Origin of the sequence: Arenibacter troitsensis, assembly GCF_900177645.1 — a bacterium.
Classification (GTDB): domain Bacteria; phylum Bacteroidota; class Bacteroidia; order Flavobacteriales; family Flavobacteriaceae; genus Arenibacter; species Arenibacter troitsensis.
Map to the genome: position 1 here is coordinate 1 of NZ_FXAO01000011.1, position 20,515 is coordinate 20,515.

Here is a 20,515-nt window from a genome sequence, read left to right on the forward strand (position 1 = left end):
AAAGCGATGCCGCTTAAACATACCATGGGGCATTAATCCAAATTTCTCTGGGCTATTCCCCAGTACAGGGCAGATTCTATACGCGTTGCGCACCCGTGCGCCGGTCGCCGGCGGATAAGCAAGCTTATCCCCGCTGCCCCTCGACTTGCATGTGTTAGGCCTGCCGCTAGCGTTCATCCTGAGCCAGGATCAAACTCTTCATCGTTGATTCTTATATAAATTCGATCAACCCATAAAAGCTGTTTCCCGGCCCGTTATTTCGATTTCTTTTTCTGCACCACATCCCCGTTCCCAGGAATGTGGCACGCTGTCTTTACAATATATCAATGAACTTCTTTACTTCTTTTTTTACTCTCGCTCTTTCTCTAAGCGGGTGCAAATGTAGGATACTTTTTTTGTTTACACAAAACCTTTTTCGAATTATTTTTAAAAGATTTTTTAATCGACCTGTAACAAGCTGATTTGCAGCTAAAATATTAAAATAATTTTTTATGCATTTTCAAAGACCTCCCTAAAAACTCCAGAAAATAAACATTGAACTATGAAAAGAAATTCCAAACCAATCCAAATCGAATCACAAAATCCCTGTAAGGATAATTGGGAGCAGCATAAAAATTGTTGCCGGAAAAAGAAGAGTTGAAGTGTTCGGCCTTTAAGAATATCCTAGTCTGCTGTACCCGGGCATTAATAAAAAAGTCCAGCATGGGAAAACCACCCAATTCCTCCTGGTTCTGTAAATAGAATTCCCCCAACACCGGATTATAGGCATCCGCTTTATAGGAAGTAAAATATTTAAGGGTTACCCCTGTTTGGAAGTATAGGGCCTTTTTAAACCCGAAGTTAGAATAATACAGGGTGTTTCTTGTAACCAGCTGTGGTACGTTTAAAACATTATTGGTCTGGGACACATCCTGATACATTACCGTATTGTTCAGTGCAAATCCCTTCCATTTAAATTCCTTTGCATATTTGACCTTAAGTATATTGATGGTACTACCCTCCTGAAACGGTCTAACAAATGCCTGCTCCTCTCCTTCAACCAAAGTTTCTGCCGGATCCGAAGCAAAGTAGGTGTAATTGTCCAAAGAAGTGTATTTCGCCATTAGATTGCCAAAAAACCTGGATTCCAGATCAAACTGAAAACCATTATTGTTTATCTTATTAAAGTCCCCCGTATGTTGCCAGTTATAATTACTATAATCACTTTGATATAAAAGGAAATTAAAATTGGGCATACGTGAGGATGAGTGTATGGAAAATTTAAGCTTGTTGTTCTTGTTAATGTCATAACTGGCAAAGGCATCCAATAAATTTCCAGACAGGTCCCCCGAGATATTGACCTGTGCGGCCCCATTTAACTGAAAACCACCAATTTTCTTTACATATTTGGCCCCGGCAGAGATTTCATCGCCACTTAACTGGCTTTGGATAAGCTGGGTTGGCGTTTGCAGTACCGAATTAAAAAAATAGTTGTAGTGGTAATGATTAATAAGTCCCGTCAACACCCCTAACGTCTTATTGGAAAATTGTGCATAGACCTGATTATAGGTTGTTTTTAAGCTTGCCTTATCCGAAATACTTGAATCATAGCCATCCCCAAAATAATCGTTTTGGGCGGTTTGCTTATACTGATAGTATTTGGTCTCATAATTAAACTCATGCCCAAGCGCCAAAGAGGTTGTCCTGGTCTTACCAGAATCCAATTTACTGCCAAATAAAAGGTACTGATGATCCAAATAATACCTTTTCCCCAATAGTCGGTTGGTGGCATCGGAAAAAAGCACATCCAACCTGGAACGATCACTAAAATCGGAATCACCGGATTCAAATTGCAATTCCTTATTGGACAATCCACCATTTTCCTCAAACAAAGAATTTTGGGCCGCTCCATGCGCCCTTAAATTATAGCGCTTATCCTTAGATTCATAGTTGGCCGTCATCTTAAAATTACCCGACTCCGCTTCACTGTATTGATATTTCCCCAAAGATCTAAAACCCTTATATCCGATAGAAAAATTTAATCTTCTCGAGGTATTGAAAGCCAAGAGTGCATCCAGAAGCTGTCCTTGCTCAAAAGTGGTCTTAAACATGAGGTCGCTCATTGGGGTTGCCACATTGTAATAATCAATGTCCCTAACCTCCATATAGCTATAATGCTTCGCACTGGCACCCAGTTTAGGGTAGGTATCCCTTACATCAAAATTAACCCCCAACTTATTGTACGTTTGTCCTACATTGGCAAAAGGCATCAATTCAAAATCGTCCCTTCTCAAAAAATTGTACTTATATTCCTTTTGAATGGAGATTGTTGTATCCAAAAAAGTAGTATCCCTTTCGTAATTTATAATTTTGTAATCCCTAATAGTCACCTCCTGACCCTTATCATCCCCATTTTTTTTTGGCGGAAGGTTTCGAACTCTACGCTCCTTACCAGCCTCACCGTCGTTACTTGATGGGGGAATGGAATTTTCCTGTGCACTAATGGCCTGACCAAACAACACTATAAAAAGTGTCAACAAATATCTCATGCTATAAACTTACGTTGACAAAGTTAATTTTTTTGTCCTTAATGAAATGTGAAAGTTTAAAAAACAGGCAAACAACACCTTATCCCCTGCTTCATCTCTAGCAATAGTAGAGGTAGCCCAACTATAATTGGATAGGCATACCAATTTGGAAAGCCGGAAACTGCAGCTGCTGGAGTGGCCACAAGCTGGCAATCCAACAAACTTTTAGAAGTCCGCGCCTCCATTTCCCTAATGTAAAGTGAAATCAATTTTTGGGGTCCAATAACCTACTTCCAAGGTGTGGTAACCGTACTTGCCAAAATAGACAAGTCATAATCTACCTTAGACGACCAAATGCTATCCTAATTTTAGAAATAAGAAGCCATACATGAACTAAAATATTATACCACCGAGAATTTGTTCCCCATGGGTCTTCATCCCCTTTATAAATTTTTATATTTGACACCAGTTAGAGATAAACATTGGCTTTGGTCCGGATTGCCTTACGGACAGCTAAAAAGATTGGTTAAGTATTTCCAATCCCAAACAACATTAGAACATTACATAAATGTTAAAAGCCTTTTACAAATATGAGTTGGAAGCCGGAACGGATGAAGCCGGTCGGGGTTGTTTGGCAGGCCCCGTAACTGCTGCAGCCGTTATTTTACCACAAGATTTTTCCAACGACCTCCTTAACGACTCAAAAATTTTGTCCCCTTCTAAAAGGGATCTACTTAGGCCAATAATTGAAACTAATGCCACCAGCTTTGGAATTGCACAGATTTTCCCAGATGAAATAGACAAAATCAACATCCTGAACGCTTCCTTTTTGGCAATGCACAAAGCATTGAATCAATTAAACACCAACCCTAAATTTATCATTGTGGACGGCAACAGGTTTAATCCTTACCAAAACATCCCCCACGCCTGCATTGTAAAAGGGGATGGCAAATACCTCAGCATCGCAGCTGCTTCCATTCTGGCCAAAACCTATAGGGATGCCTATATGGAAAAAATTCATTTAGAATACCCTATGTACAACTGGATAAAAAATAAAGGTTACCCCACCTTGGAACATAGGGAGGCCATACGTAAGTACGGCATCACTAAATATCATAGAAAAACTTTTAGACAATTACCAGATCAATTAAAACTGGACGTTTAAAAATCCTAAATTTGTTCAAAGCTTTATTTATGAAATTGAAATTACTAGCGATACTCGTTTTACTATTGATCGGATGCACAGAACAAAGCTCTAAGACCTCACCAATACTGCACTACGTTCCTCAGAATAGTGCCATTATAATAAAAATAAACGACAAGCCCTCATTTTCCAGTGAATTGGAGAATAGTGACCTCCTCAAAACCTTATCTACTACCGCTGCTTATAACTCCGTTCTGGAAAAATTGAAATCCTTAAAATATATTCAGCCTAATGGCGAGAGTATTTTGGCCTTCGTGGAATTAGGGAAGGCAAATTTTGAATTGCTGTTGATTACCCGAAACAGTGATGATCTTTTTCAAATTGGGGAGGGCAGCGATAAGGTGGTCGAAAACATAAGCTATGAAGGCAAAAGCTTTGACCGCTACACTGTGGACGGGGCCAATTTCTTTTCCACCGTTTTGGACGACAAAATTATAGTAAGCTCCGCGCAAATGTTGATCGAAAACATACTTCGCAATGACCAAGATTTACCGGTAGACGAATCTTTAAATAAATTGTACCAAATATCCAACAATCAAAGTAGTGCCAATTTATTTATAAACACAAACAAAAGCAACCCCTTGCTTAACCATATTTTGTCTGACGGACATAAAGTTGATATTTCCAAATTTACGGACTGGGTATCCCTGGATTTTAACACCAACAAGGACCATCTAAAACTAAATGGTATAAGTATGGCCAACGATTCTATAATAAACTATAGTAATCTATTTAAAAAAAGCCATGCACTAACCCCAAGGACACCGGCTCTGGCCCCGATGGCCTCCGATGCCATTTTGGCCTTTACTTTTGACAATTACGAAAACTTCGCCTTGAACCAAAAAAGATATTTGGACCGCTCCGTAGTCATAGACACCACCTTTAAGGCAGTGGAAGAAATCGGATTTGTGTATCTGAACAATGAAAAGGCGGTCATACTGCACACCTATGGTTCCGAGAATATCCTGAACTTTCTGGATAAACTGGAAAAAGCTTCGGAAGATTACCAAGGCAATGAAATTGTTGGACTCTCCAAGTCCGACTTCCTTAATCATTATTTCAATCCACTGATACAAGATTTTGAAGCCAATTATTATACTATTATAGAAAATGCATTTGTGTTCTCCCCAACTCCGGAGACCTTAAAAACCTTTATTGGAAATTTCAAAAATGTTTCCACTTTTGAAAAAACATCGGTTTACAAAACAGCAAAAGAACAACTGGCAGACGAGTCCTCCATGCTCTTTGTTGCCAATGCCGATGGTATTGAATATTTCTTGGAACAATACATGGACAAGGACATCGTTAAGAACGTTAAGACCAAGGAGCTATCCGAGTATTCCTTTGCAGCTCAAATGGTCGTGGATGACAATTTTCACCACACCAATGTACTTTTCCAAAAAATAGCCCACGAAACCACGCTCAACAAAACCATTCCCTATTTCACCCTGCAGTTGGACACGGAAATAGTAACACCTCCACAATTTGTAAAAAACCATAGGACCAACAAGGACGAAATTATAGTTCAGGACCGCGACAACAACCTCTATCTCATTTCAACGGACGGGAAGGTAATTTGGAAAAAACAACTAAGTGGTAGAATCCAGGGACGTGTGGAACAGGTAGACCTGTACAAAAATGGAAGATTGCAATTGGCGTTCACTACGGACAACCAATTTATGATTGTTGATAGAAATGGTAAGGATGTGCCCCCCTTTACCTTCACCTTTGAAGGAGGCAATTTAAACCCTTTGGCCGTATTTGATTACGACCGCAAAAAGGATTATAGGTTTTTGGTCACCCAAGGCACAAAACTATTTATGTATAATAGCGCGGGACAGATAGTAAAAGGATTTAAATACACTAAGGCAGATAATCCCATTCTGGGCACACCCAAGCATTATAGGGTTGGAAAAAAGGATTATTTGGTCATGAAACAGGAAGGTGGCGAATTAAAAATATTGTCCAGGACCGGTGATACCAGGGTCAATGTTTCCAATAAAATAAATTTTTCCGACAATGAAATTCTCCTTCATAAAAACAAGTTCACGGTTACCGACACCAAAGGCCATCTTTTCCAAATAGATGAAAAGGGCAAAACAACCACCGCCAACCTAAACCTACTCCCAGACCATGGTTTGGATGCCACTAGCAATACCCTGGCCATTATGAACGACAATGTACTGACCATAAGGAGCAAAAAAGTGGAATTGGACCTAGGGGTATATTCGAAACCGAAGATTTTCTATTTGAACGACAAGATATATATTAGCGTTACGGATATACAGAACCAGAAAATTTATCTTTTCGACAGTCAGGCCGAAGCCATTTCCAACTTTCCCGTTCCTGGGAATTCAAGTATTGATCTCATTGATATGGACAACGACCATAAACTGGAGCTTGTAGCAAAGGACCAGGACAATTCCATTATTGTATACAAAATCAATTAGGAAAAACAAGGGAGATAATTACCATCCAAAATCACGTATAGGAAAAGCTTTTACTATTTTTAAAATAGGAAAAATACCATTTCACTTTATCATTAATCTTACAATACTAGGCTTCCCTAACCTCTGCCGTATTTCTTTTCCTGTAAACTTTTTCAGTGTAAATGTTAACTATTGGTTTTAATGCACCATTAACACAAAAAAACACGCAAGATATACACCTCTGCAGGCGCAAGACTTAAATTTTGCTAATTTTAGTTAATTTACTGACTTAAAGTTGATTGAGATAAAACACTGCGCGAACATTAAAATTAAAGATTATGAATCCCTTTAAAATATTCCCCAAAGTAATTCCAGCTTTTCTATTACTATTCTTCTTTTCCGGTTCCCTACAATCACAAATTTTGAAAAAATTAGGCAAACGGGCAGAAAGGGCTGTAGAGCGCACCGTGGAAAACAGGGTAGATAGGGAAGTTTCCAAAAAAACCGATGCAGCCTTGGACAGTATATTGGAGCCTGGCAGCAAAGATTCATCTACCTCACCTGCTCCCAACCCTACCAATAAGGGCAGTGCCAATGTACCCTCGGGCGAAGGCAATACACGAACTGAAGGCGGTAATTTAAAGAGTGGTACAACGGTGGCACCTAGTGGCGCCAAAACCATTCAAGTATACAGTAAATTTGATTTCGTACCTGGGGACAAGCCTTTATTTTTTGATGATTTCTCCAACGATTATATTGGTGATTTTCCATCCAAATGGGACACCAATGGTAGTGGGGAGATAGTCAAGGTAGATAGTTCTACTGAAAAGTGGTTCGAAATTAAGGCAGGTAGCACTTACCTCCCCCTTGCCCCTGAACTGCCAGAGGATTATACTATAGAATTTGACATACTAACCTTGGGCCTGGACAAGGATACCTCGAGTCAAGCTTTTTTAGAATTAAGCCTAACCGAAAATAAATCCTACGATTGGTACAAGGCAGGTGACAACATTGTTTCTGCTACCCTACCATTCTGTCAATACATTGACGCCAACATTAGAATAAGAAATAAAATCAACAAAGAAACCCTAATCAATAATTTAATAGAAACTGACATGCGGGCCGTTGTTTTGGAGCAGCCACATATTTCAATTGCGGTAAACGGGCAACGATTTCGATTGTGGGTTAATGAAAGGAAATATATAGATATTCCGAGATTAGTGTCTCAAGGTGCCTTACTAAAGTATTTGAGATTTTCTCCAGAAGGCTTGGCAGATGGAAAGGAACGCGTATTTATTAGTAACGTTAAGATTGCCGAAGGAGGAGTAGACCTTAGACGGAAATTGATTTCCGAGGGAGAAGTCTCCACCAATGGCATTCTATTCGATTCTGGATCGGCAAATATCCAACCGCAATCTATGGGAATCATTCGACAAATTTCCCAAGTTCTACAGGAAGAAAACGGTATGAACCTCATGATAATTGGACATACCGACGCCGATGGCTCGGAAGATGCCAATTTAAGCCTGTCACAAAAGCGGGCTGCAGCGGTAAAGGAAGCCTTGGTAAACGTATATGGTATCGCTGACAACCGTTTGCAAACCCAAGGCAAAGGGGAAAGTGAACCTATAGGTGATAATAATACCGCAGACGGCAAAGCGCTAAACAGGCGTGTAGTTTTCAAAAAAATATAACCTTAAACATATCTATCTTAAATCTAAAACATGAGAACACTTATCTTAATTTATTGCCTTTTCCTTGTAACCTCTGTCGCTTTTTCCCAAAATTGTAGTAAATACTACCCTATGGAGGAGGGCACAAGCTTTCAATATACGATGACCAACAAAAAAGGGAAGACAGAAGGGGTTACGGATTACTCTATAACAAATGTTGAAAATACAGGTGGCGTTACCACCGCCACTATGAATATGAAGTTCACCGATGAAAAAGGCAAGGAAATTTTGGTTTCCGATTATAAGATCAGTTGTACAGGCGACGTAGTCAAAATAGACTACAATTCCTTGGTGCCGGCACAAATGATGAAACAATATACGGATATGGGAATGGAAATGGAGATTAGCGGAACAGATATAGAGTTGCCCAACAACCTTAGTGTAGGACAGGGACTAGAAGACGCCAATGTAGCCATAGCCATCAAAATGACCGGTATGAACATGAATATTAAAGTAGACCAACTAAATAGGGTAGTGGAAAAAAAAGAAAGTGTTACCACGCCAGCAGGAAACTTTGAATGTTATGTGATAACCCAAGACAATATTTCCGAGATCATGGGTGTAAAGCAAACCATGCCCTCCAAGTTATGGCTTGCGGAGGGGGTAGGAATGGTAAAGCAGGAAACATACAATAAAAAAGGGGACCTTACCAACCAAATGCTACTCACCAAACTTAATAACTAAAATCGTGCATTATAATCTAAAAAAAACCAAAGCACATGCTTTGGTTTTTTTAGATTAATGGCCTGTCAATCCTTTGAAATTCAGCCTCAAATAAGTTAGAAAAATGTTTCAATAGTCGCTTCTTCACCTCGGCCATATCCACTTCCTTTTGTCCAAGTTCAACATTCAAAGAGGTAACTGCCTTTCCTTTGATCCCACAGGGAATCATTAGGTCAAAATAGCCCAGATCGGCATTTACATTCAGGGCAAAACCATGCATGGTTACCCATCGACTAGCGCGAACGCCCATGGCACATATCTTTCTAGCGAATGGTGTGCCTACATCCAACCAAACTCCGGTCTCCCCTTTGGATCGCTCGGCCTTCAGCCCATAGTCGGCCAAGGTCAAAATCACCATCTCCTCCAAAAACCGAAGGTATTTATGAATATCGGTAAAGAAATTATCCAGATCCAGAATAGGGTAACCCACAATCTGCCCAGGCCCGTGATAGGTGATGTCGCCGCCACGGTTTATCTTGTAGAATTTTGCGCCTTTTTCAGTAAGCACATTTTCATCCACCAGCAAATTACCCATATCCCCGCTTTTCCCCAAAGTGTACACATGCGGATGCTCTACTAATAAAAAATGATTTGGTGTTTCCAAATGGGAACCCTCCCTTCTATTCTTTATTTTTAAATCGATAATAGATTTGAACAATTGCTCTTGGTAATCCCAAGTTTCCTTGTAATCATTATGCCCCAAATCTTCTAAGAGAATACTTTTGTTCATGGCGCAAAGATACAAACTCCGACCATAAACCAAACCTCAAAACCCTAGTTTGGATTGTTGAGGATGATCAATGCTGCGATTACACCGGGCACCCACCCGCACAGGGTAAGCAAGAATACAATACTAAAGGAACCGCAACCCTTTCCTATAACGGCCAAGGGCGGAAAAATAATAGCCAATATGACCCTAAAACAACCCATTTATTTTTGATTTTTGATTGATGCCGTCCCTGTGAGGGACCATTATTGTTTTTTGATTCATTAATAAGACCAAAAAACCAACATTTTGTTACAAGAAATTGGGATTAATTTGGATACGCTGTTTTCAAAACGATCAATTCCAATTTTTGGATTGATAGATTAACGGAGAGTGCCTATATTTGCAGCCTTAATTTATAAGAATATGCAACTTTCGGAACAAGAAGTAATTAGAAGGGAAAAACTTGGCAAGTTAAGGGAAATGGGCATCGACCCCTATCCCGCTGCACTATATCCAGTAAATAGTACTTCTAAAAAGGCCAAGGAGAACTATGAAGAAGGCAAAAAAGTTGTTCTTTCCGGAAGGCTTATGTCCAGAAGGATACAAGGTAAGGCTTCCTTTGCAGAACTTCAGGACAGCGAAGGCCGTATTCAGGTCTATTTTAACAGGGACGAAATTTGTACTGGTGATGACAAGACCTTGTACAATGATGTGTATAAAAAATTATTGGACATTGGCGACATTATTGGTATAGAAGGGGAACTTTTCACCACACAGGTAGGTGAGAAAACCGTAATGGTCAAAAATTTCACCTTGTTAAGTAAATCCTTACGCCCTTTGCCTTTACCAAAAGTAGATGCCGACGGGAAAGTTTACGATGAATTTAACGACCCAGAATTGCGCTACCGTCAGAGATATGTGGATTTGGTAGTAAACCCAAGCGTTAAGAAGAATTTTATAAAGCGCACCAAAATCACCAATAGTATGCGTCAGTTTTTTAACGATGCCGGCTATTTGGAGGTAGAGACCCCTATACTACAACCCATTCCCGGAGGTGCCGCAGCCCGTCCGTTTATGACGCACCACAATGCATTGAACATTCCTTTATACTTAAGGGTGGCCAATGAGCTATACCTAAAACGATTGATTGTTGGTGGCTTTGACGGGGTTTACGAATTTGCAAAGGATTTTAGAAACGAGGGCATGGATCGTACCCATAACCCTGAGTTTACCGTCATGGAACTTTATGTAGCCTATAAGGATTACAATTGGATGATGGATATGACCGAAAGGCTGCTGGAAAAAGTAGCTATCGATTCCAATGGCACTTCCAAGGTAACCGTTGGCAAAAATGAGATAGAATTTAAGGCCCCTTACCCTAGGGTTCCCATTTTGGAAGCTATTAAAATCCATACGGGTTTTGATGTTGCCGGAATGAACGAGGTGGAACTTAGGGAAGTTGCCAAAAAACTACATATTGAGGTTGATGATAGCATGGGAGTTGGCAAGCTTATCGATGAAATTTTCGGTGAAAAATGCGAACATCACTACATACAGCCCACCTTTATTACCGATTACCCCAAAGAAATGAGTCCGTTATGCAAGGAGCACAGGGACAATCCGGCATTGACGGAACGTTTTGAACTCATGGTAAACGGAAAGGAATTGGCCAATGCCTATTCCGAGCTGAACGACCCCATTGACCAGCGTGAAAGGTTTGAAGAACAACTTCAACTATCGGAAAAAGGGGACGACGAGGCCATGTTCATTGATCAAGATTTCCTAAGGGCCTTGGAATACGGAATGCCTCCTACCAGTGGTATCGGTATCGGAATTGATCGTTTGGTAATGTTGATGACCAACAATGCTTCCATACAAGAGGTACTTTTCTTCCCTCAGATGCGACCAGAAAAGAAACAGGTTGAGCTAAGCGAGGAAGAAAAAGAAATCCTTGCCCTATTAAAACCAGAAGGCAAATTGACCTTGGATGAGCTTAAGACCAAAGCAGGCTTAAGTGGCAAAAAATGGGATAAATCCATGAAGGCCCTTTCCAAGCACGAGTTGATCAAGGTAATCCCCGAGGGCGACACAAAAGTGGTTATTCTGAAGAAGTAATCTCCTAGAGCGAACGATTTACAATAGCCCTATTTCCACAACAATAACAAGTGCCTGGAGTTCCCGAATTTTAAATTGTGAACTCCAAGCATTTTATTTTTACACTGAACCTACCTAGTTCAGGGCCTTTTAGTGCAATCAAAAGATTAAATCTCAGCTACTTATTTTAAGGTTTAAATTGAACCAAATTGCATTCAATTAAAGGGACATGGGAAATGACCTAATTTGTTTTCTTATTAAAACCCTGGAGCAATAATTATAATCCAACTACACCACCATTCACAAAGTTTTGCTATTTTAAATCATGTACGGCAGCCTCATGACCAAAAAAATCATAGAAAACTACCCGGCTTTCATTTCCGTTAAGGAACAATGTTCTACTGGATTGTGACAAATATGAAGATCCGTAATAAAATTCCTGAAGACGCTCTGAGCCATCTTTATATTTAATTGTAGCTTTGGCCACATTGGGCAATACATCAATAGATAAACTTGGTTTTGACCGGTTATCTACAACATATGCCTTCAATGCACCAGAGTTTCTACTAAAAATATAGGATGGTCGACCCTTGATATTTATTGAAACTGCCCCTCTGTTATCACCGTTTATTCCCAAACCACTTTCCACAGGAGAAATACCAATAAAATCTCCCTTTCCATTACCCTTTAACAAAGTGCCCTTAGAAGCATTATGACGCCCAACACCCACTTCCGTACCATAGTTATTACCCGTCATTAACACATCCAAATTACCATCTTCATCAAAATCATCAATTAGAATACCGTACACTGGGGCCATTTGTGCCTCATTGGGAAGAACCTTAATTTCAAACTTACCTTTTCCGTTATTTTGAAGATAGACCGAAGCGAATTGAAATACCTTTGTAATATAAGAACTACTTTTTTCCCGCTCGGCCAATACATCCACCATTGTTGCTTGGGCATAACTGGCATAATCCGGGAATTTTTTCTTCATTTGAGGAATCTGTTTAATAAGGTCATCCCTGGAATGTACTGGATATTCAATGCCATTGGTATAGGATGACATGATTGGGTCTATACTACCATTTTTATCATAATCCTTCGCATAAACCGTTAATGGCTCGTTGGGAGAGACTCTGTATTTTGTATTTAATCCTTGGTTTCCCAAAACATAATCCATATCCCCATCATTGTCAAAATCCCCGCCATTTATACTGTTCCACCAACCAGAGGTATAGGTCAGTCCTGTTTCCTCCGAACTATTTACAAACAAACCGTTCTGATTTTCAAAAAATTGAATAGCCATAAACTCGCCCACAACGATCAGGTCTGTATCGCCATCCGTATCATAATCGGTCCAAATTGCATCTGTGACCATACCTACCTTTCTTAGGGATGGCGCTAATTTATTGGTAGCATCCCTGAATATCCCACCATCGTTTTCCAACAAATAACTGTTGGGGGGCAACGGATACTTTAAGGGAGCTAATCTGCCTCCTATAAAAAGATCAAGATCGCCATCCTTATCAAAATCTGATGCCCTAACACAAGAACCACTAGTATTAATCTTTGGTATGGCATTTACATCCAATGTAAAATTCCCTTGCCCATCATTGGTATAGAGCCTATCCTGATAATATTCAGACCCCTCGTAAAATTCATTGCTTCCACTTACTATATAAAGGTCCTGGTCACCATCTCCATCATAATCAAAAAACAATACACCTGTATCCTCCTCATATTTATCCTTTTCATTGGGGGTTAATAACTTTACGTCAAAAGTTCCGTCGGCACTTCCATAAAATAATCTACCACTATAATTATATCCTCCTCCAAGAAAAAAATCTTCCCTTCCGTCGTTATTAATATCGCCGACTGCCAAACCTGGTCCTTGATTAGAATGTTTGTGTGGTAAAAGAAACTGTCGGTTAAAATCATAATACACCATTTCCTTATGCAAATAGTCCAAATTTAGAGATGTGGCAATATCCTTAAATAGGCCACTTTTGGATTGGTCATTGGTTAAAGCTATTTCCATGTATGCCTCATCTTGCATTAATTTTAATAGCTTGTTAGGCGCAGGATTAAATACTTTACTAACCTTTCCGTTTGGCCAACGTGCAATAACACTATCTATAACGTTTTCTTTACCTAAACCAAAATGTATTATTTTGTCTATTGACGATTGATACCCCCTTGTTAAGGTTTGTCTAACTATTTGTTGTTTACCATCCTGAAACAATGTGACCTCTGTACCTAAACCCATGTTGTTAAGACCATCACCCTTCAAATGAACACTCAAATAATGATGCCCCAAAACTACTTCCGATCTATTTTCATACACAGAAGCAGTCTCGTTAATATTGTTGATTACAATATCAAGGTCGCCATCATTATCCAAATCGGCATAGGCCGCACCATTGGACAAGGAAGGTTGATCCAGACCCCACTCTTCGGCCATATTCACAAAACTTAAATTACCATTATTTTTGAATAAATAATTAGGCAGTTTTATGGAAGGCATTTCTTTCGCCTTTTGTTTAAGAAAATTATTAAGACTATCCTTGGAAACATTGACAGATAAAGAACCTGTATAATTGATAAAGTCAAGGTCCGTGATATCTCTAAGATAACCATTGGTTACAAATAAATCTTTAAAGCCATCGTTGTCAAAATCTGCAAAAAGTGGAGCCCAACTCCAATCGGTGGCATCCACATTTAGCAACTGGCCAATTTCCGAAAAAGAGGTTGGACCTTTATCTAAAGATCCATTATTGAGCTGTAGGGTATTACGCATATATTGGGGCATATACCCCTGTTGTAAAGTCCGTTCAAATAAAGCAAAATTTAATGGCCCGGACATTTTCTTTTCATGGTAATTGTCCCTAGGTCGCATATCCATGGTAACAATATCCACTAAACCATCATTGTTAAAATCGGCTATATCATTGCCCATGCTGAAATGACTAACGTGGTCCAAATAGGTCTTGGCCATTTCTTGAAAAGTTCCATCTTTTTTATTGATATATAAGTAGTCATTAGAAATAAAGTCGTTCGTAACCAGAATATCTTCCCATCCATCACTATTAATATCCGCTATCCCGACCCCCAGGCCAAGTCCGTCGAAAACTATTCCAACTTCTTTTGAAACTTCAGTGAATACGATTCCCTTATCCTTTGTTTCATCATTTCGATACAATTTATCGTTGGCAGGTCCATTTCCATCCTTTTTCAATGGTCTTACATTATTAGGGTCCCGAATATCATTGGTATGGTTTAAAAGATACATATCCAAATCGCCGTCTTTGTCATAATCAAAAAAAGCCGCTTGAGTGGAATAACTGGTATCCGCTATACCGTAGGCATCAGCCTGTTCAAGAAATTTTAGATTGCCTTGATTTATGTATAGGAGATTTTTTCGTTTATTCTTATCGTAATTCCCAGACCTACACACATAAATATCCAACAGTCCGTCATGATTAATGTCCACCATAGTTACACCTGTGGACCACCCAGGTGTAACGATTCCAGCTGAATCTGAAATATCCTCAAAACTTAGCCCTCCCTTATTCAAATACAATTTATCATTTACCATATTTCCCGTGAAATAAATGTCCGGTAAACCGTCATTGTTAATATCTCCAATGGCCACCCCCCCTCCATTATAGACGTAAAAAAAATCGACCATATTAAAGGTGTCATTTTCTTCAATAAGATTATTAAAGGATATGTTGGTGGTATTGGTAGACAATAATTTGAACAGCGGTTCGTGTTCAGACTTTTCAGGTTCTCCGGATCCACTATCCTTACAAGAAATAACCTGTATGAAAATTATGGCAAAGAATAGTAACTTGGCAAATTTATACATCATTGTATATTAAAACTTTACACATCAATATTAATACATAAAAATCAGAAAACCTGTCGACTATGACAGGTTTTCATAAAAACTCTAACTAACTCAAAAAACTATTGATATTGGGGATTTTGTGTAACATTGGGATTCCCCAACACCTCGTTCAATGGAATTGGCAACACATAATCTCTAGCTTTAAGAGTACGGTCTACTCCATAAGTGTCTATAAATTCCTGAATATAATCACCCAAATAATCCGGTGTACCTCCGAAAGTACTTTTCCTTTTAAGTTCGGGATAAACCTCACATTCCATAGCAAATTCCATTACGCGCTCATTTACTATAGCGTCTCTAAGCAGCTCCTTACTAAGGCCGGAAAGGGGATCCAATCCAGCTCTTTCCCTTACCAAATTGATTCCCAAATAAGGATCCCCAGTACCGCTCTCATTGGCAGCCTCAGAATGACCCAATAATACATCCGCATAACGGAGATAAACAATATTCTTCTCGGTCAGGTTGGCATTGGATATACCCATTTCGGTGTATTTTGCCGACCACCCGTTGCCAAAAATCAGTTCATCTGGATTATTGGGATCAGCATCTGCAGAAACCATTCCTCCAAAACGACTTAAATTGTACGATGCATCTGCACTCCATTTCACTACTGGTCTTTCTCCTGCTGAATTGGGTCCTACTCTGGTTGTAGGATACTCACTAATAAAAGTGCCCGCAATTCTCTTGTCATTTGGATCATATTTTTCCCGGAATGCTTGTGTAGAATTTATCCAATGCCAACCCACACCACCTAAATCGTTGGGCAGATCACCTGGAATGAAATGTTGATGATAGTTCTGATTTTCACCGGAGTTGGCCGAAGATGATACTTGAGCTTCAAAAATACGTTCTCCTGTATTTTCATCAGCTACAGAGAAGTTTTGTGCAAAATCATCAAACAGATCAAGTCCACTTTCAGTCATAATAGTTTCCGCGGTTGTCCGGGCCTCACCCCATTTTTCATCCTGTAAATATGCCTTCACCAAGAGTGCCATTGCAGCCCATTTGGTTGCCCTACCTACATTTCCAGAGGAATGGGATTCCGGCAAAACTGCAGCCGCCATGATTAAATCGTCCTCGATAAGGTCCAACGCCAAACGTTTTCCATTTTCGTTGGATGGAAGATCTTTATCACTTTCGGTTTTTTGTGTAGTTACCGGAATATTATCAAAATAGCGCACTAAATTGTAATAGTAAAAGGCTCTTAAAAACAACGTTTCTGCCTTTACCCTGTCTATCAAGGCGGTATTGGGAGCACCTTCCTCCTTTAATTGATCGGCCTTCTCAATTATGGCGTTTGCCCTATTAATATTCTCGTAGGATATTCTCCAATAAGTGGCTATATAGTCATCACTGGGGTTAACGTTCCCATTTTGAAAATCCAACGGTCCTTTTTCCCAACCTACTTGATATCCTACAAGGCATTCAAAAACAAATCGATCATAATAATGATTAAACCAATCCCTACCATAACCTATTCCATCATAGACCGCATTGACACCTAATTCTAATTGCTCTGCGGTTGCAAAGAAATTATCTTGGGTCGTAAAATCCGGATTTTCTTCCAAATCCGAACAGCCTACCAATGGTATTGCCAAAGCAAAAAAGAAAAGGAGGCGGTAATACCTAAATTTTTTATATGTCTTCATAGTATGTAATTTTTTAAATTAAAGTTACTAAAATTCCAGATTTACGCCCAAGGTCAGTGTTCTGGAACGTGGGTAGGCATCATAATCATCGCCTCTATTCAAGTTATTCTGTCCCCTATTGTTTACTTCCGGATCAAAACCACTGTAGTCGGTTATGGTGAACAAATTTTGACCACTTACAAATACACGGGCCCTACTTATATACTTTTGAATATTAGGTATGGTATAGCCAAGAGAAATGTTCTGTAGTCGGATAAAGGATCCATCTTCAATAAAGTAATCCGAATCCCTGTAGGAATTTGCAAAATCCCTGTTACCATCTATAACCGGTCTTGAAGCACTAGTATTGGATGGGGTCCATGAATCAGTCAATATATTTGACAACTGATTTATCTTTTGTACTCCATCACCAATTTCGGAGGCTTGTAAGTTTCTTACATCAAAACCTTGCGACCCTCTAAAAAATATACCCATATCAAAGTTTTTGTAATTCAGGGTAGAATTAAGTCCCCAAGTAAAATCTGGATTGGGATCACCAATAATTACATAATCATCAGGGGTTATCTGGCCGTCACCGTTTACATCCCTATATTGGGGATATCCTGGCTTATCCCCAGATCTTGAGGGATTACTGGCTATTTCCGCCTCAGATTGAAAAATTCCAATATAGTCATAGCCCCTCCATACACCAATTGGATTTCCTGCTTCCACCCAACTACCATCAACGCCCAAGTGACCACTTGTGGAGCTGGAGAAAAATGGTGTACTATCCCCAAGGTCCAATAGCTTATTTCTTAAGATAGAAATGTTCCCGGAAACGTTCCATTTAAAATTCTCGTTGTTAATAACGTAGCCATCAAGACCTACCTCAAATCCTCTATTTTCCAAGGAACCTGAATTCTTCAAGATCGATTCAAAGCCCAAACTGCTAGGAATGGTTACGAAAAGTAACAAATCTTCTGTTTGGTTATAGAAATAATCCAAAGTTAGGTTTAATCTGTCGTTAAAAAATGAAGCGTCCAAACCAATATTGGTCATAGTGGTGGATTCCCATTTTAAGTCAGGGTTTCCTAATCTACCATCTGCAAGCCCCAAGACCAAACCACCATTAAATACGTAATTGTACTCGTTAAGGTTGGCCAAGGAATTATAGACAGGAATTTCAGAGTTCCCCGTTAATCCCCAACTACCTCTTAATTTTAGGTTGTTAATTGTTTCGGATAATTGAGAATTCTCAAAAAATCCTTCGTTGGCAATATTCCACCCCAAAGCAACAGAAGGAAAATTGGCCCACTTGTTTTCTTTTCCAAATCTAGATGACCCATCCCTTCTAAAGGTAACCGTGGCCAAATATCTACCATCAAAATTATAGTTCACCCTACCCAATAAGGATTCCAACAACCATTCCCTTCTATTGGAGAATGGTGTAAGAATATCCGGTCCTCCCTGAAGGGTAGCCTGATCTACGGAAGCCGCCGTAATGCCCCTTGTTGTTGTACTAGTATACTTGTTAACTTCCTTTTGAAAAGTATATCCGGCAACAGCATCTATATTATGCTTTTCCCCAAATTGTTTGTTATAGGTAAGAATATTTTCGTTAAGGAAGTTGGATGAACTCCTATTTGCCAAAGTAAGCTCTCCTGCATTGTCCCTCCCCAACCTGGTATTCACAGAAGGAAAGAAGCTGGTACGATTCACATTTAAGATATCGGCACCTATACTAGTCTTAGCCTTTAATCCATCCAAAATATTAAAGGTAAATCCAGTATTACCCAAAATTCTGGTAGTTATATCCTGATCTGTGGCATACTCCAATTCCTGCAAAGGATTTATATTAAAACGTCCGTCGTAAGAAGCCAGAGCGTAGGTTCCATCCTCATTTCGAACAGGAACTGTAGGATCCAATCCCAAAGCCGTAATAATAATACCCCCTGGGCCTCCACGATCTGTTGGGGCGTTATTGGACTCTGTACGATTTATTGCCCAACTAGAGCTGATATTCACGAAATCGTTTAGAGCCTTATTATCCAAATTTAGTCGGATACCATACCTTTGAAAATCGGTATTTTTTACAATACCATCATTTTCGTGATAGTTGCCGGTCAAGGCATATTGTGAGTTCTCATTTCCTCCAGAAAAGGTAAGTTGATGATTTTGGATGATTCCCACCCTCGTAACTTCATCCAACCAGTTGGTACCCTCTCCAAAGGCATCAATTTGTGCCTGCGAGTATATTGGCGCACCGCCTTGACTAGTTTCAAGTGTATTTAAATAAGTTGCGAATTCAGAACCGTTCAAAACGTCTATAGAATTTGTAATGGTCTGGGTGGAATAGGTTCCTTCATAACTAATTTTGGCCCTTCCTTGCTTACCACGTTTTGTAGTTATCAATACCACACCATTAGAACCCCTAGAACCATATATGGAGGTAGCCGAGGCATCTTTCAATACTTCAATTGATTGAATATCATTAGGGTTAATGGAGGCAAGTGCATTGGATGCCCTTCTATTTCCACCTGCACCATAGGCTTCATTATCCGGATATATTGGGAAACCATCCACGACATATAATGGTTCACTACCACTATTAATGGAATTAGAGCCTCGAATACGGACCGATACTCCACCACCCGGTGCGGCAGATGCCTGAGTCACCTGCACCCCAGGTGCCCTAGCCTGTATGGCCTGATCAACGGAAGTAACCGGTAGTTCCTTAAACGAATCACCATCAATAGAGGAAACCGATCCGGTAAGGTCACTTTTCTTTACGGTACCATAACCAACAATGACCACCTCGTCCAAGGCTTGGGATTGTGGTTCAAGGGTTACATTAATGACACTACGCCCGTTAATATTAATTTCCTGAGAGGCAAAGCCTAAAGAAGAAAATGTTAGAACGGCAACTCCGTCCGGCACATTCAACTCGTAATTTCCGTCAAAGTCCGTTATTACACCCGAGGATCCGGCAATTACGTTTACCCCTGGCAAAGGAGTGTTAGTTTCCCCATCGGTGACAGTTCCAGAAATTGTATTCTGTGCCGCCGCGGTAAAACCAAATAAAAGAAAGGCGACGAATAAATATCCGGGCCTTAAATGAAATGATTTAAGCAAAGTGTACTTCATTTGAGTTGGTCTTTAGTTATTAGTTAAAATTGGGGTTATTGGCAACCCATTCAGTTCAAATTGGAAATTCGTAAAGCAAAAAAAATTCAAAACAGAATTGGATCTCCACCTAACCTAGAACAATAGTAGTAGGTTTTGGCTATTTTACAAATGGACAATGTTATTATAACATGGATTATTTCATTATTATTTGTGAATATACCATTTTTCACTCATTGAACTTGTCAAAATCGCACAAACACCTACCACAATTTAGCATTTTAACACCTTTAAGAATTTGACACTACATTAACAGGTATCCCCACCCAAACCACGCTATATAGCTTGGGTCCTAATAAAATAATGGATTTTCCCCTTTGAAGCAGTATAGGAAAAAGTTAAAATGGAAAAGAATCCATATACCGTTCAAGGCATAATACTAAACCTATACA

Annotated in this window: 11 protein-coding genes and 1 rRNA gene; 5 read left to right on the forward strand and 7 right to left on the reverse strand. The window is 39.6% G+C overall.

The genetic code is table 11. The features are described from left to right. Positions 1–205, reverse strand: a 16S ribosomal RNA gene (locus tag B9Y87_RS19295); the annotation flags it as partial. Positions 206–539: 334 nt separating this feature from the next. Further along, a complete protein-coding gene (locus tag B9Y87_RS19300; RefSeq protein ID WP_085500606.1) occupies positions 540–2,528 on the reverse strand; it encodes a putative porin in 1,989 nt (662 codons plus the stop codon). Between the two features lie 547 nt (positions 2,529–3,075). Between B9Y87_RS19300 and B9Y87_RS19305 the strand changes: the two genes are divergently transcribed. The 4 genes from B9Y87_RS19305 to B9Y87_RS19320 all read left to right on the forward strand — a co-directional run bounded on the left by B9Y87_RS19305 (position 3,076) and on the right by B9Y87_RS19320 (position 8,557). Beyond that, positions 3,076–3,672 (forward strand): ribonuclease HII, encoded by a 597-nt coding sequence (locus B9Y87_RS19305; RefSeq protein WP_085500607.1) that lies wholly within the window; start codon positions 3,076–3,078, stop codon positions 3,670–3,672. A gap of 29 nt (positions 3,673–3,701) precedes the next feature. After that, positions 3,702–6,161: a ribonuclease HII gene (locus tag B9Y87_RS19310; protein ID WP_085500608.1), complete on the forward strand. Its 2,460-nt coding sequence runs from the start codon at positions 3,702–3,704 to the stop codon at positions 6,159–6,161. Positions 6,162–6,478: 317 nt separating this feature from the next. Then, the gene (locus B9Y87_RS19315) at positions 6,479–7,834 is read left to right on the forward strand and encodes an OmpA family protein (RefSeq protein ID WP_085500609.1); all 1,356 of its coding nucleotides are present in this window, start codon (positions 6,479–6,481) and stop codon (positions 7,832–7,834) included. Between the two features lie 30 nt (positions 7,835–7,864). Continuing rightward, on the forward strand, positions 7,865–8,557 hold the full coding sequence (locus B9Y87_RS19320; RefSeq protein WP_085500610.1) for a TapB family protein: 693 nt from the start codon (positions 7,865–7,867) through the stop codon (positions 8,555–8,557). 49 nt (positions 8,558–8,606) lie between these two features. Here B9Y87_RS19320 and lipB read toward each other — a convergent pair whose 3' ends face one another. Both lipB and B9Y87_RS19330 read right to left on the reverse strand, forming a co-directional pair. Further along, the gene (lipB, locus tag B9Y87_RS19325; protein WP_085500611.1) at positions 8,607–9,326 is read right to left on the reverse strand and encodes a lipoyl(octanoyl) transferase LipB; all 720 of its coding nucleotides are present in this window, start codon (positions 9,324–9,326) and stop codon (positions 8,607–8,609) included. Between the two features lie 44 nt (positions 9,327–9,370). Next, positions 9,371–9,526, reverse strand: coding sequence for a YqaE/Pmp3 family membrane protein (locus B9Y87_RS19330; RefSeq protein ID WP_085500612.1), 156 nt, complete (start codon positions 9,524–9,526; stop codon positions 9,371–9,373). Positions 9,527–9,728: 202 nt separating this feature from the next. Between B9Y87_RS19330 and lysS the strand changes: the two genes are divergently transcribed. After that, positions 9,729–11,420 carry a lysine--tRNA ligase gene (lysS, locus tag B9Y87_RS19335; protein WP_085500613.1) on the forward strand — a complete coding sequence of 564 codons (1,692 nt, stop codon included), beginning with the start codon at positions 9,729–9,731 and terminating at the stop codon, positions 11,418–11,420. A 292-nt stretch (positions 11,421–11,712) separates the two neighbouring features. Here the strand turns inward: lysS and B9Y87_RS19340 are convergent, their stop codons facing one another. The 3 genes from B9Y87_RS19340 to B9Y87_RS19350 form a co-directional block, all read right to left on the reverse strand. Further along, a complete protein-coding gene (locus tag B9Y87_RS19340; protein ID WP_085500614.1) occupies positions 11,713–15,273 on the reverse strand; it encodes a VCBS repeat-containing protein in 3,561 nt (1,186 codons plus the stop codon). 98 nt (positions 15,274–15,371) lie between these two features. Further along, entirely contained in the window at positions 15,372–16,961 is a 1,590-nt protein-coding gene (locus B9Y87_RS19345) for a RagB/SusD family nutrient uptake outer membrane protein (RefSeq protein ID WP_085500615.1), read from the reverse strand. Between the two features lie 27 nt (positions 16,962–16,988). Beyond that, on the reverse strand, positions 16,989–20,084 hold the full coding sequence (locus tag B9Y87_RS19350) for a SusC/RagA family TonB-linked outer membrane protein (protein ID WP_085500616.1): 3,096 nt from the start codon (positions 20,082–20,084) through the stop codon (positions 16,989–16,991). Positions 20,085–20,515 lie beyond the last annotated feature (431 nt).

What these genes read in the sequence shown, in the direction of transcription:
- B9Y87_RS19300 (WP_085500606.1), bottom strand. Translation starts at nt 2,528, where the DNA reads ATGAGATATTTGTTGACACTTTTTATAGTGTTGTTTGGTCAGGCCATT.
- B9Y87_RS19305 (WP_085500607.1), top strand. Translation starts at nt 3,076, where the DNA reads ATGTTAAAAGCCTTTTACAAATATGAGTTGGAAGCCGGAACGGATGAA.
- B9Y87_RS19310 (WP_085500608.1), top strand. Translation starts at nt 3,702, where the DNA reads ATGAAATTGAAATTACTAGCGATACTCGTTTTACTATTGATCGGATGC.
- B9Y87_RS19315 (WP_085500609.1), top strand. Translation starts at nt 6,479, where the DNA reads ATGAATCCCTTTAAAATATTCCCCAAAGTAATTCCAGCTTTTCTATTA.
- B9Y87_RS19320 (WP_085500610.1), top strand. Translation starts at nt 7,865, where the DNA reads ATGAGAACACTTATCTTAATTTATTGCCTTTTCCTTGTAACCTCTGTC.
- lipB (WP_085500611.1), bottom strand. Translation starts at nt 9,326, where the DNA reads ATGAACAAAAGTATTCTCTTAGAAGATTTGGGGCATAATGATTACAAG.
- B9Y87_RS19330 (WP_085500612.1), bottom strand. Translation starts at nt 9,526, where the DNA reads ATGGGTTGTTTTAGGGTCATATTGGCTATTATTTTTCCGCCCTTGGCC.
- lysS (WP_085500613.1), top strand. Translation starts at nt 9,729, where the DNA reads ATGCAACTTTCGGAACAAGAAGTAATTAGAAGGGAAAAACTTGGCAAG.
- B9Y87_RS19340 (WP_085500614.1), bottom strand. Translation starts at nt 15,273, where the DNA reads ATGATGTATAAATTTGCCAAGTTACTATTCTTTGCCATAATTTTCATA.
- B9Y87_RS19345 (WP_085500615.1), bottom strand. Translation starts at nt 16,961, where the DNA reads ATGAAGACATATAAAAAATTTAGGTATTACCGCCTCCTTTTCTTTTTT.
- B9Y87_RS19350 (WP_085500616.1), bottom strand. Translation starts at nt 20,084, where the DNA reads ATGAAGTACACTTTGCTTAAATCATTTCATTTAAGGCCCGGATATTTA.